This window comes from Sphingomonas sp. AP28, from assembly GCF_056680455.1.
Genome location: NZ_CM155283.1, coordinates 301,362 through 316,865 on the forward strand (window position 1 = coordinate 301,362; position 15,504 = coordinate 316,865).

9 protein-coding genes are annotated in these 15,504 nt (G+C 65.2%); 2 read left to right on the forward strand and 7 right to left on the reverse strand.

Going from position 1 to position 15,504, the window contains the following annotated elements:
* Nucleotides 1-154: 154 nt before the first annotated feature.
* On the forward strand, nt 155-2,851 hold the full coding sequence (locus AC1MH0_RS01340; protein ID WP_480964357.1) for a TonB-dependent receptor: 2,697 nt from the start codon (nt 155-157) through the stop codon (nt 2,849-2,851).
* The gene (locus AC1MH0_RS01345) at nt 2,851-3,942 is read left to right on the forward strand and encodes a Ca2+-dependent phosphoinositide-specific phospholipase C (RefSeq protein WP_480964358.1); all 1,092 of its coding nucleotides are present in this window, start codon (nt 2,851-2,853) and stop codon (nt 3,940-3,942) included. Before AC1MH0_RS01340 ends, AC1MH0_RS01345 begins: the two co-directional genes overlap by 1 nt.
* A gap of 636 nt (nt 3,943-4,578) precedes the next feature.
* Here the strand turns inward: AC1MH0_RS01345 and AC1MH0_RS01350 are convergent.
* The 7 genes from AC1MH0_RS01350 to paoC (AC1MH0_RS01380) form a co-directional block, all read right to left on the reverse strand.
* Nucleotides 4,579-6,171, reverse strand: coding sequence for an alkaline phosphatase D family protein (locus AC1MH0_RS01350; RefSeq protein ID WP_480964359.1), 1,593 nt, complete (start codon nt 6,169-6,171; stop codon nt 4,579-4,581).
* 22 nt (nt 6,172-6,193) lie between these two features.
* Complete coding sequence (locus AC1MH0_RS01355) at nt 6,194-8,833, reverse strand: TonB-dependent receptor (protein WP_480964360.1); 2,640 nt, start codon at nt 8,831-8,833, stop codon at nt 6,194-6,196.
* A 242-nt stretch (nt 8,834-9,075) separates the two neighbouring features.
* Complete coding sequence (locus AC1MH0_RS01360) at nt 9,076-9,984, reverse strand: LysR substrate-binding domain-containing protein (RefSeq protein ID WP_480964361.1); 909 nt, start codon at nt 9,982-9,984, stop codon at nt 9,076-9,078.
* A gap of 23 nt (nt 9,985-10,007) precedes the next feature.
* Nucleotides 10,008-10,412: a (R)-mandelonitrile lyase gene (locus AC1MH0_RS01365; RefSeq protein ID WP_480964362.1), complete on the reverse strand. Its 405-nt coding sequence runs from the start codon at nt 10,410-10,412 to the stop codon at nt 10,008-10,010.
* Between the two features lie 26 nt (nt 10,413-10,438).
* On the reverse strand, nt 10,439-12,646 hold the full coding sequence (paoC, locus tag AC1MH0_RS01370; RefSeq protein ID WP_480964363.1) for an aldehyde oxidoreductase molybdenum-binding subunit PaoC: 2,208 nt from the start codon (nt 12,644-12,646) through the stop codon (nt 10,439-10,441).
* A complete protein-coding gene (locus AC1MH0_RS01375; RefSeq protein ID WP_480964364.1) occupies nt 12,643-13,251 on the reverse strand; it encodes a cysteine hydrolase family protein in 609 nt (202 codons plus the stop codon). Before AC1MH0_RS01375 ends, paoC (AC1MH0_RS01370) begins: the two co-directional genes overlap by 4 nt.
* A gap of 32 nt (nt 13,252-13,283) precedes the next feature.
* A complete protein-coding gene (paoC, locus tag AC1MH0_RS01380; RefSeq protein WP_480964365.1) occupies nt 13,284-15,503 on the reverse strand; it encodes an aldehyde oxidoreductase molybdenum-binding subunit PaoC in 2,220 nt (739 codons plus the stop codon).
* Nucleotide 15,504 lies beyond the last annotated feature (1 nt).

Genomic DNA, 15,504 nt, shown 5'->3' on the forward strand with positions numbered 1-15,504 from the left:
GCCTAGATGTCGGCAGGCGCTCTTCCGTGTTGCAGTGCAACACGTCTGCAATGAGACCGTAACGGCAGAGAAACTTTAATGCCGCCAGCGCGCAACATGCGAGTTCTAAGCCACGCTCATTCGGATCGGTCGGTCCGGGGGGAGAATACTCGACATGTTGCACTATTCGCGCCTGCTTTGGGCGACGCTGCCGCTTACCCTTGTTGCTCTGGGCGCAGCGCAATCGGCTAGCGCGCAGACTAGCGCCGGTGCGTCTAACTTGCAGCAAGACCGCGCGTCCGGTGAAGCGGCTGATACCGCCGCCAACCCCGACGTCGACACCGCGGGAGATATCGTCGTTACCGGTTCCTACGCGCGAAGCCTCGCCGCGGCGACCGAGACCAAGCGGCAGGCCGGTTACGGCGTGGACGCGATCAATGCGACCGACATCGGCAAGTTTCCGGCACAGAACGTGGCGGAAGCACTCCAGCTCATTCCAGGCGTCACCATCACGCGTCCCCGCGGCGAGGGGCTGTACGTCAGCGTCCGTGGTCTCGGGCCACAGTTCCAGAGCACGTTGCTCAACGGACGCCCGGTGGCGATCAACGACCTGATCGAGAACGGCGGCGCGAACGGTCGCCAGTTCCGGTTCGAGATGCTTCCCGCCGAGTTCGTGTCGCAGATCGACGTCGTCAAGACGCCGACGTCGGACATGACCGAGGGCGCACTGGGCGGCAACATCGACGTGAAGACGTTCCGCCCGCTCGACGTCGGCAACAAGACCACGCTGAACCTGCGCGGCACCTACACGACGCTGACCGACAAGGTGAAGCCCAACGCCACCGCGTTGATCAGCGCCAAGACCGACGACGGAACCTTCGGGATTTTGGCTGGCGCGCAATATTGGGGCAAGGAGGTACGTAACGATCGCTCCTACAACACCGGCTGGTACCTCGATAAGTTCGCGTCGGCACTGGGCAAGGGCTTCTACACGCCGGGGCGCACCCGGCCGACCGTGGAGACCGAGGATCGCAAGCGCCTGTCGGGCATGATCTCGGCGCAGTGGAAGCCCAGCCCGGAGCTGGAGACGACGCTCGACGTGCTCGCGACCCGGCTCGACATCGCCTTTGACGAATACGGCCTCGACATTTATCCCGACGATGCCAGTGTTGCGGGTCACAAGCCTGTGCTGGTACCCGGTTCGGTCAAGCTCGATGGCAACACCGTGGTCGCGGCGACGATCAACGACGTGCGTTTCATGGGCACGCGCGAATACAGCCTCAACCGCCACGACCTGATCACGGTGGGGCTGAAGCAGGCCTGGACGCCGGAGGGCTGGAACGTCGTCGCCAACGCCAACTGGTCGTACGCGCACAGCTACCACCCGAGCTATGCCGAGGGCACGGTCCGCAGTCGCATACAGTTCTTCGCGCCGCTAACCTATGATTCATCGGCCGGCTACAAAATTGCGCCGACGATCTCCATGCCGGTCAATGTCCTCGATCCCGCCAACTACACGCTCTATCCGTTCAACATCGCCCCCAAGAACAGCAGGGACTGGGACACCTATGGGCGGCTTGACGTTGATCACGCGATGGAGGGGTTCATCACCAAGCTGGCCGCCGGCGGTGAATATCACTGGCGCAAGCGCGACTATCGCCGTCGCGATTTCACGGTGAACCCGGCGGCGAACACGTCGCTGACCGGTTTCGCACCGAATGGCTTCGAACAGCTTCCGTTCGACAACTTCCTGTCCGGAGTCGACGGCAACATCCCACGCACCTGGCTGGTCCCAATCACGAGCGTATTCTACGACAAGCTGTTCACTGCCGCGATCGCCAACAGCCCGCTCTCGGCGGGAGACCTGCGCGCATCCTACATCGTCACGGAGAAGACGGCGGGCGGCTATGTTCGCGCCGACTATGCATTCCCGGTCGGCAGCGTGGCGGTCACGGGCAATGTCGGCGTGCGCTATGTCCATACCGACCAGGTCGCGAGCGGCAATCTGACCGCGGGTAACGTCGTCACGCCCGCTCGCTTTCCGCAGACCTTCAGCAACTGGTTGCCGAGCTTCAATCTGCGCGCCGAACTGACGCGCGACGTGGTCGGGCGTCTCGCCGCCAGCCGCGTGCTTACGCGACCGAACGTGACGCAGAGCGCTCCGCAGATCAGCGTCTCGACCGACCAGCCGACCGCAAGCGGTGGCAATCCTGCCCTACAGCCGTTCCTCGCCACCCAGTATGACGGATCGCTCGAATGGTATTTCAACCGCTCGGGATCGCTCACCGGCGCGCTGTTCTACAAGGCGATGGACGACTACATCACCGCGCAGAACATCAACGTCGAGATCCCCGGTCGCGGCACGGTGCTGCTGAGCACGCAGGTGAACGGTGGCAGCGCCAAGGTTTACGGTGCGGAAGCGGCTTACAACCAGGTGTTCACGTTCCTGCCGGCCCCGCTCGACGGGCTCGGCGTCCAGGCGTCCTACACCCACACGTCCGTGCAGGCGAACTACACGGCGGGTGCGCGCCCGATCAAGGATCAGCTGATCGGATTGTCGAAGAACAGCTTCAACGTGGTCGGCTTCTACGACAAGGGGCCGCTGGCAGCGCGGATTTCGTACACCTGGCGCGACAAATATCTGGCAGGTATCGGCAGCACCACGCAGGTGCCGACTTTCGTCGCAGCGTTCGGCACGCTCGACGGCAATATCTCGGTCCGCGCCACCCGCGACGTGACCTTCAGCGTCGAGGCGATCAACATCGCCAACGCCAACAGCTACAGCTACAGCTACAACGAAAGGGAGCTCCAGTTCGGCGAGATCAACAATTACGGCCGCACTATCCTGTTCGGCGTGCGGGCGCAGTTCTGATGCTCAGGACAACACTTCTCGCCGCCGCGGCGCTTATTTCGACCGGCGCGAGTGCGCAACGGGCGATGAACGATATCCAGGTGGTCGGCTCGCACAACAGCTTCAAGGCACGGATCCCGACCGCGGTGATGACGAAGCTTCGCGCAGCCGAGCCGCGACTGGCGGAAGGGCTGGACTATTATCACCTGCCGCTCGCGCAGCAGCTCGACCGCGGGGTGCGGCAGATCGAGATCGACGTGTTCGCCGATCCGCGGGGCGGGCGCTATGCGTCGCCCAAGGGCGAGGCCTGGGCGAAGGCCGCGGGCGAGACGACCGGCTTCGATCGTGCGGCGATGTCGAAGCCCGGGTACAAGGTCTTCCACATTCCCGACATCGACTATCTCAGCTCCTGCGTCACGCTGATGCGATGCCTGGGCGAGGTGGACCGCTGGTCCCGCGCACACCCGCGGCACCTGCCGATCATGGTGACGATCAACGCCGCCGACCTGCCGTCCGAGCGGCCGGGAATCAGCAGCCCTTTGCCGCTCGACGACAAGGTCCTGCTCGATGCGCTAGACGGAGAAATCCGCGCGGCACTGCCGGGGAAGCGACTTATCACTCCGGACGAAGTTCGCGGGTCGGCGCCGACCCTGCGTGATGCCGTGCATGCGCGGGGCTGGCCGACCCTGGCGGCGGCACGTGGGCGGATCTACATACTGCTCGACGTGCGCAAAGCGGTATCGGATGTCTACCGCACCGGCCATCCTTCGCTCGCCGGTCGAGCGATGTTCGGCTGGTACCCGGACGACCAACCCGAGTCCGCGATCCAGATCGTCCAGGATCCGCTGGTCGATGGCGAGCGGATCCGGCGCTGGGTTACCGAGGGCGTGATCGTTCGCACCCGCACCGACGCCGGCACGGTGGAAGCCCGCAATGGCGATCATGCCAAGGCCAACGCGGCGATGGCGAGTGGGGCGCAGGCGGTCAGTACCGACTATTACCCGGGGGCGCCCGATCCGCTGCATACCGCGTTCACAGTGACGCTACCGAGGAACGCGATGGCGCGCTGCAGTCCGGTGCGTGTTTCGGGCGGGTGTAGTTTGCAGCCGTAAGGTTCAAGCTAATGCGGTGAGATCGGCATCCCATGCGCTGTCGCCGAGATGCTGATCGGCTTAACCGCCAGCCCTGCGCCGAAGCGCGGCCTGGGGGGCGAGCGAGCAGTGCTGACCTATTCGGCCGTGACCTTCTCTTACCGCGCGTCGCTCTACATCGGCATCGCGCTATTCGTATATCAACAGTTCTTCAAGGCGCTCGGCGGCAATCCTAACGGTTGTGCATGTTTCGGCCGATCCTCGACCTGCGGAGGTCCGACCGCAGTTCAGCGCCTAATTGTTGGATCCCGCCCCCGGTCGAAACGAAAATGTGATTGCCGGCAATTATCGGCGAGAATGCAAAATGTCATCCGAGAAGAGATCGGTAAAAATCGAGCTTCTGACTGCGTAGAAACTGCCGTCGTTTTCTCATGCAGTCTTATCGTCGTCGGTGGTGACCTACCAAGATGGGTCGCCGGTGTCGTGCAACGCCAAGGCTACCTGGACCACCGGCAACAAAATTGGGTTTTCCCTTAGGACCGGCGCGCGCGTCGATTTCAAAGGAAGCGATCACGAGATGGGACGGCTTCTGCGGAAGCTGCCCCGTCCTTTACGGCGAGGCTGGATGCGTGGTCTTGATAGCCCCGAGCCTGGGCGTCACGCGGGTTGGAGGCCGGGCTTGCCGCGTTCGGTGACGAAGCTGGCGTGGGTCGACAGCGTGCCGTTGCGGGTCGCGATCGTGTCGAGGATCTTCAGGTCGCCGCGCCACTGGTCGCGGCCGACGTCGCACAGGACGTAGCCGCGCCGGTCGGTCAGCGCCTTGAGCTGGGGGTTCTCCGCGCGCGACGAGCGGGTGTAGTCGTCGGTCTCGCCGACACCGTCCGCACCCGAGCTGATCGAGGTCGCGAGATATTCGCTGCTGATGATCTTGCCGTTGCCGTGATCCTGGATGAGGTCGCCGGCGTAATGGCGGTGTGCGTCGCCGCTGACGGTCATGACGTTGCCGGGGCAATTTGCGTCGATGTGCGACAGCAAGCGGCGACGGCTGTTCATGTAGCCCGACCATTGATCCATCGAGACGAGCTGCTCGGGCTGGCCCGCCTTGTGGTAGCCGAGGTTCATCAGGCACACCTGCTGCGCGATCAGGTTCCAGCGTGCCTTCGAGCGGTCCAGGCCCTTGAACAGCCACGCCTCCTGCGGCGCGCCGGTAATCGAGCGGTCGGTGGCGAACGCGTCGGGTCCTTGCGGCGCGTCGTGGTCGCCATAGACCTGGTCGGACCGATATTGCCGCGTGTCGAGGAAGAACGCGTCCATCAGGTCGCCGAACTGCGCGCTGCGATACATCTGCATGTGCGACCCGTCGGGCATCGAAGACCGGCGCAGCGGCATGTGCTCGTAATAGGCCTGCATCGCCATCGCCCGCCGCGTTCTAAACACTTCGGGCGTGGTGTTGTCCTGGTCGATGTCGCCGGCCCAGTTGTTGTCGATTTCGTGATCGTCGAAGCTGACGAACCAGGGCGCGGCGGCGTGCGCGGCCTGGAGATCGGGATCGCTCTTGTACTGGCCGTAGCGCTGACGGTAATCACCGATCGAATAGATTTCGTGGCCGAGATGGCGGCGCCCCAGCGGCTTCTTCACGCCGCGCGATTGTTCGCCGCGGTCCGGCCCCTCGTAGATATAGTCCCCGTAATGGAACACGAAGTCGATCGGTTCGGTCGCGATGTGCCGCCACGCGGTGTAATAGCCCTCTTCGTAATGCTGGCATCCGGCGACCGCGAACCGCACCCGGTCGAGCGGTGCGCCTGGCGGGGGCAGGGTTGCCCCGCGCCCGGTACCGCTACGCTCGCCGCCGCAGGTGAAGCGGTACCAATAGGGCCGCGCGGGGACGAGACCGGCGACCTCGACATGGACCGAATGTGCCAGCTCCGGGTGTGCGATCGCCTCGCCCCGCTGAAGCACCTGGCGGAAGTCGGGATCGGCCGCGACTTCCCATGCGACCAGCACCGGAGCCATCATCATCCCGCCATCCGGTTGAAGCGGCAGCGGGGCGAGCCGGGTCCAGATGACGAAGCCCGAGGCATCCGGATCGCCGGCCGCGACACCCAGCGTGAACGGCGGGGTCGGAAAACGCGGATCCTCGATCAGGTTGCGCGGGCGCACCTCGGCGGCGCCAGCGCGCCACGGCAGCAGACCGGCGGCGGTCAGGCTGCCGAGGGCGGACAAGAGATAGCGGCGGTCGACTTCGTACATGGTCGTAACTCCGTTCGGCTTATCAGCGCAGCATGATATGGAAAAAGGCACCCTGGCCATAGTCGTCGACTTCGCTGACGTAGCGAAGCCCGTTGCCGACCAGGAATTTCGGCTGGTCGTTGAGCAGGTTGGTGATCTCGTATTTGAACGTCACGTGCTTCGTCACGCGGTGCCACAGGCCGAGGTTGACGGTAGTCAGCTCGGCGCGACCGTTATCGTCCTGCGCGGTCTCGCCGATGCCCTCCATATAGCTGCCGCGGTGCGTGACGGTGGCCCGGAACGCGCCGTCGATCGCCGGCAGGCGGAGCGTCGCGCCGCCGTTGACGATCCATTTCGGCTGGTAGATCAGCCGGTCGAGCGTACGCGATCCGGCATCGCTGGTGATCGACATCCGTCCCTTCAGCCAGGTCGCGTTGAAGAACGGATCGATCCGCTGGCCGAACAGGTTCACGTCGTGATCGGCCGCCTGGAACTCGATGCCGTAGAGCCGCGAATTGTCGGCGTTGAGCGGCTGGCGCACCCGGTAGGTGACGTCGTTGATCAACTGCGTCGTGGTCAGCGTAAAGATGTCGTCCTTGATCCACTTGGCGAATGCGCCGAGCGAGATGATCCCGTCCTTGTGGAAATACTGCTCGAACTGGACATCGAGATTGTCCGACCGACGCGGGCGCAGATCGGGATTGCCGCGGCTTATCGAGCAATCCGCCCCGCCCGAGTCCTCGTCACCGCAATTGAGCGACTCCGGTTGTGCGATGTTGCCGGGCGTCGGCCGGCCGAGCGTGCGGCTGTACGAAAAACGGAGCTTCTTGCCGCCGGCGAAGTCCTGGATGCCGGTGAACGATGGCAGCAGATACTGGTACCCGCCGTTGTTCCGCTTCATCACCGCCGACGCGGTGCCGCCGGTGATCGTCGGCTGGAACGCGGAAAAGCGGGTGTGGTCGTAACGGACGCCCGCAACCAGCGTCGTGTCGTCAGTGGCGTAATGCAGCGACAGAAACGGCGTTACCAGCCGCTCGGTGTATCGATAATCCCCGGTGATGCTGTCGTAGGTCGAGTTGGGTACGTCCTTGACGAACTTGGGCCACAACTCCTTCTTCACGCGGGCCCAGTCGACCCACGGGAACGATTGCGGTGCGCCGACCGGGACGTAGCCGGGATCATAGAGATAGGCGTTCATCGCCTGACCGAGCTTGTATTCGGTCATGTCGACGTTGCGCGACAGTTCCAGGTTGCGAAATTCGATCCCTGTGACGAACCCGAAGCCACGATCCTCGGGCTCGGCGTTCCAGCCATAATCGACGCGCGCATTCGCCAGTCCCTCGTTGGCCATGCGGTATGTCGTCTGCGCGGTGCTGAGCTTGTATGGCGATCCGAGTACGAGGCTCGGCTTGTTGATCCCGGTGACGTAGGGCAGCCCGCCGGTGCCGTCATTGCCCGCCGCCCAATCGAGCGAAAGCCCGGCCGGATAGGCGCGAACGCCGATATAGGGCTGCGTATTGTCGTACCGGGCGCGCGTGTAGCCGCCGCGAACGCGCAACGACGAGCGGTCGTCGTGCCATTCGACATTGCCGATCGCGCCGACCGTCGCCTTGTTCCAGGTGTCGTAGCGATAGCGTGAATAGAGGCTGTTGATGTCCGACCCGCCGCCCTCCGCGGTCAGGTCGCTGACGCTGTTCTTGGTGTAGTAATCGTTCTTGTTCATCGTCGAGGATTCCCACTGACGATAATTGAACCCCAGCAGCGACGCATAAATGTCGGTACCGAGCGGCCGCCATTCGAACTTTGCCGAACTGCCCGCGGTCTGGAGGCGGTTGGTGTAGCTGCCATAGCTGTGGTTGTAGGGCACGGCGATGCCGTTCCACGCGGGATCGTCAGGGCCCGTCAGCTTCTTGCCGGCGTCGCTAAAGTAATATTTGGTGTCCTGCCACCATTTGCGCGAGTTGCGGATGCGATTCTTGTAGCGCGCCGACAGGACCACGCCGAACTGGTCGCCCGCGCCGAACTTGTCCGCGAACACCATCTTGCCGCCGCCACCGAAATGCGGCGTGCTGCCGTTGCCGGCATTGCTGCCACCATCGCCCTTGAACGACGAATAGATGCCGTAGCCGTCGACCATGACGTAGCGGCGCGTCAGCGCGAACGCACTGCGCGTGACGATATCGACGATCCCGCCGATCGCCGCGCCGTCCTGTTCGGCAGTGAAGGTCTTGTAGACGTCATTGTGAAAGGCGAGTTCGGACGGGATCTGCTGGAGATTGACCTTGCGCGATCCTTCGCCGTCGTTGCCGATCGTCGCGAGCGTGATGCCGTCGATCGTGGTCTGGTTGAGATCGGGCGAGATGCCCCGGATGCTAACGAACCGCGGCGCATCGCCGTCTTCGATCGCGCTTATACCGGGCAGCAGGATCAACTGCCCCGCGACGCTGCCGTCGGCCGACAGCGTTTCGAGATCGTCGAACACGATCGAATCGCGCACCGATGTCGACTGCTCCTTGTCCGAACGGATCGTGCGATCGCCCATGACGATGATGTCGGACCTAGTCTGATCGGGATCGGCCTTCGGATCCTCCGCGTGTGCGGCGTTCGCCAGGAGGAGCAAGGGGAGGGTAGATGCGGCGGACGCGATCAAACGGACCCGCCTGGCGGGCAAAAGAAACGACATTGGTTCAGCATCTCCGAAAGGGACGCGCAAAGAGGTCTTCCTGGGGCCGGGAAGGCTGGCTCTATCGACTGCGGAACCCCAATCTGGGGTCTTGAATGCCTCACTTATGGCACCCATGCGACACAATCGTGTCAGTGATGCTGACCTTTTATGACGCCGATATCGTCACAGGTGCTTTGTGCGGCTTCGTCCTGCAGCACGCCAGGGCGCCTACTTAGACGTCACCTTTGTCCGGATCGTCACTAGAGTCCCAAAGGACGCAACTCGCGGATGAGGTCGATCAGCAGGCGAAGGCCGGCGGGCACCTGTCTCCGGCTCGAATAATAGACGTGGTAGCCGGGACCCGTCGTCGCCCAGTCGCGCAGGACGATGCGCAATTCGCCGCGAGCGCAATAGGGCGCGAACAGCTGTTCGGAACCGTACATCAGGCCAGCCCCGCCGAGCGCCAGCCCGAGCATAGCGCGACCTTCGTTGATGTAGATCTTGCTGGGAACGCTGACCGCGAACTCGCCGTCCGGTCCTTCGAAGTCCCACCGGTAGATGCGGTCGTCGCCGAGCCGGATGCCGAGGCAGCGATGCTGCTGGAGATCTCCCGGGTACTGCGGCTCGCCAAACCGATCGAGATAGGCGGGCGAGCCAGCGACGACCCAGCAGAGATCGCCAGAGATTCGCTGCGCCACCATGTCCTCGGGAACGGTGCCACCGTGGCGGATCCCTGCGTCGAAGCCTCCGCCGACGATGTCGACCATGCGGTCGGTGGCGACGATGTCGAGGTCGATGTCCGGATAGCGATCGGCGAATTCGGGCAGCACGTGACTGAGCAGGAGCGCGGCGGCATCGACGACAACGTTCAGCCTGATCCTACCGGTCGGCGCATCGCGGTAGCGGTTGAGGTCCTCGACCGCCTGGCCGATCGCCGAGAAGGGCTGCGTGATCGCGTCGCGCAATTCCTCGCCCGCCGCGGTCAGCGTCACGCTGCGATTGGTCCGATTGAGCAATCGGACGCCGAGCCGACCCTCGAGTCCTTTCAGTGCGTGGCTCAGCGCCGATGCGCTGACGCCGAGTTCTAGCCCGGCGACGCGGAAGCTGCGGTGCTTCGCGATCGCCAAGAAATAGCTGAAGTCGGCGAAATCGGATCGACTGGTGACCATGTCCTACTGTGTATCCTGGCGCCCTAGGCGGCCGACCCAAGATACTGCGCATCGGTCACCGGCTCCAGCCAGTCGACCGGGCTGCCATTTAGCGCTTCCTGGATGACGATGTGCGTCATCGCGGTGGTCGACGTCGCGCCGTGCCAGTGTTTGTGGCCGGGTGGGCACCAGATCACGTCGCCGGCGCGGATCTCGACGATCGCCTCGCCGTCGCATTGGGTCCAGCCGGCGCCGGCAGTGACGATCAACGTCTGGCCCAGCGGATGGGTGTGCCAGTTGGTGCGGGCGCCGGGTTCGAACGTCACCGCCGCGCAGCTGTGGCGGGCGGGCTCCGTCGCGGTGTTGAGCGGGTCTATACGGACCGTTCCCGTGAACCAGTCGGCGGGGCCCTGTTGCGACGGCTGCGATCCTGCGCGCTTGAGTTCCATGAGCATTTTCCTTCGAAATGTGACTGTCAGACGATGTCGGGCAATCCGTCGACATGCTTGTCGAGCGTCACCGGATAGTCGCGCACGCGCACCCCGGTGGCGTTGTAGACCGCGTTGGCGATCGCGGGCGCGACACCCGACAGGCCAAGCTCGCCGACGCCCTTGGCCTTCAGCGGCGACATCGTGGCGTCGACTTCGTCAATGAAGGCGACGTCGAGATGCGGCACGTCGGCGTGGACCGGGACCTCGTACCCCGCGAGGTCGTGGTTGACGAACAGGCCGAAGCGCGTGTCGACCGCCATCTCCTCCATCAGCGCGGCGCCGATGCCCATCGTCATGCCGCCGATGACCTGGCTGCGCGCGGTGGTCGGGTTGATGATCCGGCCCGCCGCGACGACCGCCAGCATGCGCCGCACGCGGACCGCGCCGGTATAGCGGTCGACCGCGACCTCCGCGAAATGCGCGCCGAACGTCTGCTGTGCAAAGCGCTCCTTGAGGTCGCCATAGTCCATGAAATCCTCGGCGACGATCGCGCCTCCCAGCGCTGCGTCGGTCAACCGCACGGACCGGCCGGCGGAGCGGACCTGGCCGTCCGCGAAGACGACATCCGCGGTGTTGAAGCCGAGCCGTTGTGCGACGAGATCGCGGAGCTTCGCGCAGGCTGCATAGACGCCAGCCGTTACCGAGGCCGCACCCTGCTGGCCGCCCGATCCCGGCGTTTCGGGGAAGGTCGAGTCGCCAAGCCTGGCCGTCACCCGGTCGAGCGGCACGCCCATCATCTCGGCCGCAGTCTGCGCGACGATCGTGTAGCTGCCCGTGCCGATGTCGGTCATGTCGGTCTCGACGACGATGCGGCCGTCGGTCTCGAGCCGGACGCGCGCGCCTGCCTTCGCGATCGGTGCGCCGCGGATCGCGCTCGCCATGCCCATGCCGATGAGCCAGCGACCCTCGCTGCGGCTGCCGGGCTCTGCCTGGCGGGCGTCCCAGCCGAAGCGTTCGGCGCCGGTGCGCAGGCAGGCGACGAACGGCCGCGTCGAGAAGCGACGACCGGGCTTCTCCGGATCGACCTGCGTATCGTTGGCGATGCGCAGTGCGACCGGGTCCATGCCGAGCTTCTCGGCAAGTTCGTCCATCGCGATTTCGAGCGCCATCATCCCAGGCGCCTCGCCGGGCGCGCGCATCGCGTTGCCCTCGGCGAGATCGAGCGTGGCGAGATAACGGCGAAGCAGGCGGTTCTCACCGTGGTAGAGCAATCGCGTCGGGATCGTCGCGGCCTCGGTCCGCCCGCCCGCCAGGTTGCCAGACCAGCTGTCATGCCCGATCGCGACCAATCGACCGTCCTTGCCCGCGCCGAGCCGGACACGCTGGATCGTCCTGGGCCGGTGGATCGTGTTGTTGAACATCAGCGGGCGTTGCAGCACGAGCTTGACCGGGCGGCCGACGACCCGCGCGGCGATCGCCGCCAGCGCGAGATCGCTCTGCGTGGTGCCCTTGCCGCCGAACCCGCCGCCGATGAACGGCGACAGCAGCCGGATATTCTCCTTGGGCGTACCGATGATCCGGCCGAGATCGCGCGTGCCCCAGGCGAGTTGCTGGACCGACGTCCAGCACGTCAGCCGATCGCCATCCCAGCGTGCGATCGTCGCGTGCGGTTCCATCATCGCATGCGCCTGATCGGGAACGGTGTAGCGCTGGTCGACCGTCACTGCGGCATCGGCAAAGGCGCTGTCGAAATTGCCGACGATGGTCTCCGGCGGGCCACCGAACGCCTCCTTGGGCGCGAGCGACGCGGAGGGCTTCTGCGCGGCGAGATCAAAGCGACCGGGCGCGCGGGCATATCCGACCCCGATCAGCGCGGCGGCGGCGCGCGCCTGTTCGAACGTGTCGGCAACGACCACCGCGACTGCCTGGTGATAATGATCGACGAGAGGCCCGGCGAGGACGCGCTGCACGTAGAATTCGCCGGTACCGGTCGGTCCGGCATTCTCGTGCGTCACCACCGCGCGGACGCCGGGTGCGGCCCGTGCGCGCGTCGCGTCGATCCAATCGATGCGCCCCTTCGCGATCGCCGCGCCGAGAATCCAGCCATAGGTGAGGTCGGGGCCGACATCATGCTCGGCTGCGTAGCGCGCGGTGCCGGTGGTCTTCAGCTTGCCCTCGACCCGCGGATGCGCGCGGCCGACGACGGTGAGACGATCGATCGGCGTCTCGCCGGCGGGCGTATCGAACTTCACCGACGGGCGTCCAGTTCCGCGAGGAACGCATCGTGCGTCATCGGCCGCGAGAACATCGGGAAATTCTTGGTCACGGCGGCATCCTGCTCTTCCGGGCTGAGCGTCGCGGTGCAGTCGGTGAGCGTGACGACCTGGTAGCCGCGCTCATAGGCCGAGCGCATCGTCGATTCGACGCAGCAATTGGTCAGGAAACCGGCGATCACGAGCCCGGTGATTGCGCGCTGGCGGAGAATGAAATCGAGGTTGGTGGTGGCGAAGCAATCGAGGCCGCACTTGCCTGCGACCACGATGTCGCCTTCCGCCGGTGCCATTTCTTCGGCGATCTCGACGCCCCAGCTACCCTTGCGGAAGGCGTTCGCGCCGACGATGCCGGCGAGAATGCCGTAGGGCTCGGACGGGGCCTCGGGATAGCCCTCGGCAAAGCTGATCGGCGCATGCAGGATGGTCACGCCCTGCGCGCGCGCCGCCGCGACGACCGCGCGACTGTGCGCCAGCATGTCGGTATCGCGCATCACCGCGGCGACGGCGTCGTGCTGCGCGCCGCCCTCGCTCACGAAGTCGTTCTGATACTCGATCAGCAGAAGCGCCGTGGTGTTCGGGGTCATGGGAACTCCTGTTGGATCGAGTATCGCGCGCGTCAGGCGACCGCGGGGAGGCGGTCGAGATGCTTGTCGAGCGTCAGCGGGTAATCGCGGATCCGCACGCCGGTCGCATTGTAGACCGCGTTGGCGACCGCCGCCCCGACGCCGCAAAGCCCGAGTTCGCCGACGCCCTTCGCCTTCATCGGGTTGGCCTTCGCGTCGGCCTCCTCGAGGAACACGACGTCCTGGTGCGGGATGTCGGCATGGACCGGCACTTCGTAGCTGGCGAGGTCGTGGTTGACGAAGAAGCCGAAGCGCTTGTCGACCGCCAGCTCTTCCATCAGCGCGCTGCCGACGCCCATCGTCATCGCGCCGATCACCTGGCTCCGTGCCGTCATCGGGTTGATGATCCGCCCCGCCGCGCAGACCGCCAGCATCCGCCGCAGCCGGGTCGCGCCGGTATAGGCATCGACGCCGACCTCGACGAAATGCGCGCCGAAGGTGGACAACTGCCAGCTCTTGTCGAGATCGCCGAACTCGATCTTGTCCTCGGCGACCAGCTCGCCCGCTGAGGCGGCCTGGCGCAACTCCGCCGAGCGATTGCCGCTGGCGACCTTGCCGTCGGCGAACACCGCGTCACCGGAATTATAGCCCAGCCGCTGCGCCACTGCCTCACGCAGCTTCACGCACGCGGCGTAAACGCCCGCGGTGGCATTGGCCGCGCCGAACTGCCCGCCCGACCCCGCCGATACCGGGAAGGCCGAACTGCCGAGCTTCACTTGGACGGCCTCGAACGGCACGCCCATCATCTCCGCCGCGGTCTGGGCGATGATCGTGTAGCTGCCGGTGCCGATGTCCGTCATGTCCGTTTCGACCGTGACGATGCCGTCGCGACCCAGCCGGACGCGCGCGCCCGACGTCATGTTCATGTGGTTGCGGAATGCCGATGCCACGCCCATGCCGACCAGCCAGCGACCGTCGCGCACCTGGCCCGGCTTCGCATTGCGGCGATCCCAGCCGAATTTGGTCGCACCTTCGGTCAGGCACCGCACCAGCTCTCGCTGCGAGAAGCGACGCGACGGCTTCTCAGGATCGACCTGCGTATCGTTCTTCACGCGGAAGGCGATGGGGTCCATCCCGAGCTTCTCGGCCATTTCGTCCATCGCGATCTCCAGCGCCATCAATCCCGGCGCTTCGCCAGGCGCGCGCATCGCGTTGCCTTCGGGCAGGTTGAGCACGGCGAGCCGCATCGACGTCAGGCGGTTGGCGCCGGCGTAGAGCAGCTTGGTCTGGCTGACCGCAGTCTCCGGCTTGCCATCGGGCTGATCGCCCGAGCCGCTTTCATGCGCGATCGCGGTGATCATGCCGTCCCTGGTCGCGCCGATCCGGATGCGCTGGCGCGTCGCCGGGCGATGCGTCGTGTTGTTGGCGATCATCGGCCGCGGCAAAGCGACCTTGACCGGCCGTCCGGCAGCCTTCGCAGCAAGCGCCGCCATCACCGCGTCGGTGCGAAGGAACAGCTTGCCGCCGAAACCGCCACCGACATAGGGCGACAGGAACGTGATCTTGTCCTTCGGGATACCAAGCGTCTTCGCCAGATCGCTGCGGCCCCAGTCGATCATCTGGTTCGATGTCCACACCGTCAGCTGATCGCCGGTCCACGACGCGATCGAGGCGAACGGCTCCATCATCGCGTGGCTGTGGTCGGGCGTCGAATATTCCGCATCGAGCTTGACCGGTGCTGCGGCGAATGCGGGTTCGAACTTGCCGACCCGGTCGACCGGCGGCGCGCCGCTGCCTTCCTCGCTCGAACCGCCCTCGAGCGGTGCGGTCTTGAGTGCTTCGTCGAGGTCGTACTGACCCTTGCCACGGGCATAGTCGACGCGGACGAGGTTCCCCGCCGCGCGCGCCTGTTCGAAGGTCTCGGCGACGACGATCGCGATCGCCTGGTGATAATGGTCGACTTCCGGCCCGCCGAGCAGCTTGGCGGTGTTGAAATTGCCCTTGCCGAGCTTGCCTGCATCCTGCGCGGTGACAATCGCCAGCACGCCCGGTGCAGCCTTCGCCGCGGTCAGGTCGATCGCGTTGATGCGTCCCTTGGCGATCGCCGCGCCAACGATGTGGCCATAAGCGGGGTTTGCGACGTCGCGGTGATGCTCATAGGCATAGGGCGCGCGGCCCGTCGTCTTGAGCTTGCCGTCGATGCGGTCGAGGGGACGCCCGACGACCTTCATGCGGTCGATCGGGTTCGTACCGGCGGGTGTTTCGAACTTCATG

Bases quoted from the DNA above. Each gene is read 5' to 3' on its own strand.
- AC1MH0_RS01340 (WP_480964357.1), top strand. From the start codon at position 155: ATGTTGCACTATTCGCGCCTGCTTTGGGCGACGCTGCCGCTTACCCTT.
- AC1MH0_RS01355 (WP_480964360.1), bottom strand. From the start codon at position 8,833: ATGTCGTTTCTTTTGCCCGCCAGGCGGGTCCGTTTGATCGCGTCCGCC.
- AC1MH0_RS01345 (WP_480964358.1), top strand. From the start codon at position 2,851: ATGCTCAGGACAACACTTCTCGCCGCCGCGGCGCTTATTTCGACCGGC.
- AC1MH0_RS01375 (WP_480964364.1), bottom strand. From the start codon at position 13,251: ATGACCCCGAACACCACGGCGCTTCTGCTGATCGAGTATCAGAACGAC.
- paoC (WP_480964365.1), bottom strand. From the start codon at position 15,503: ATGAAGTTCGAAACACCCGCCGGTACGAACCCGATCGACCGCATGAAG.
- AC1MH0_RS01365 (WP_480964362.1), bottom strand. From the start codon at position 10,412: ATGGAACTCAAGCGCGCAGGATCGCAGCCGTCGCAACAGGGCCCCGCC.
- AC1MH0_RS01360 (WP_480964361.1), bottom strand. From the start codon at position 9,984: ATGGTCACCAGTCGATCCGATTTCGCCGACTTCAGCTATTTCTTGGCG.
- AC1MH0_RS01350 (WP_480964359.1), bottom strand. From the start codon at position 6,171: ATGTACGAAGTCGACCGCCGCTATCTCTTGTCCGCCCTCGGCAGCCTG.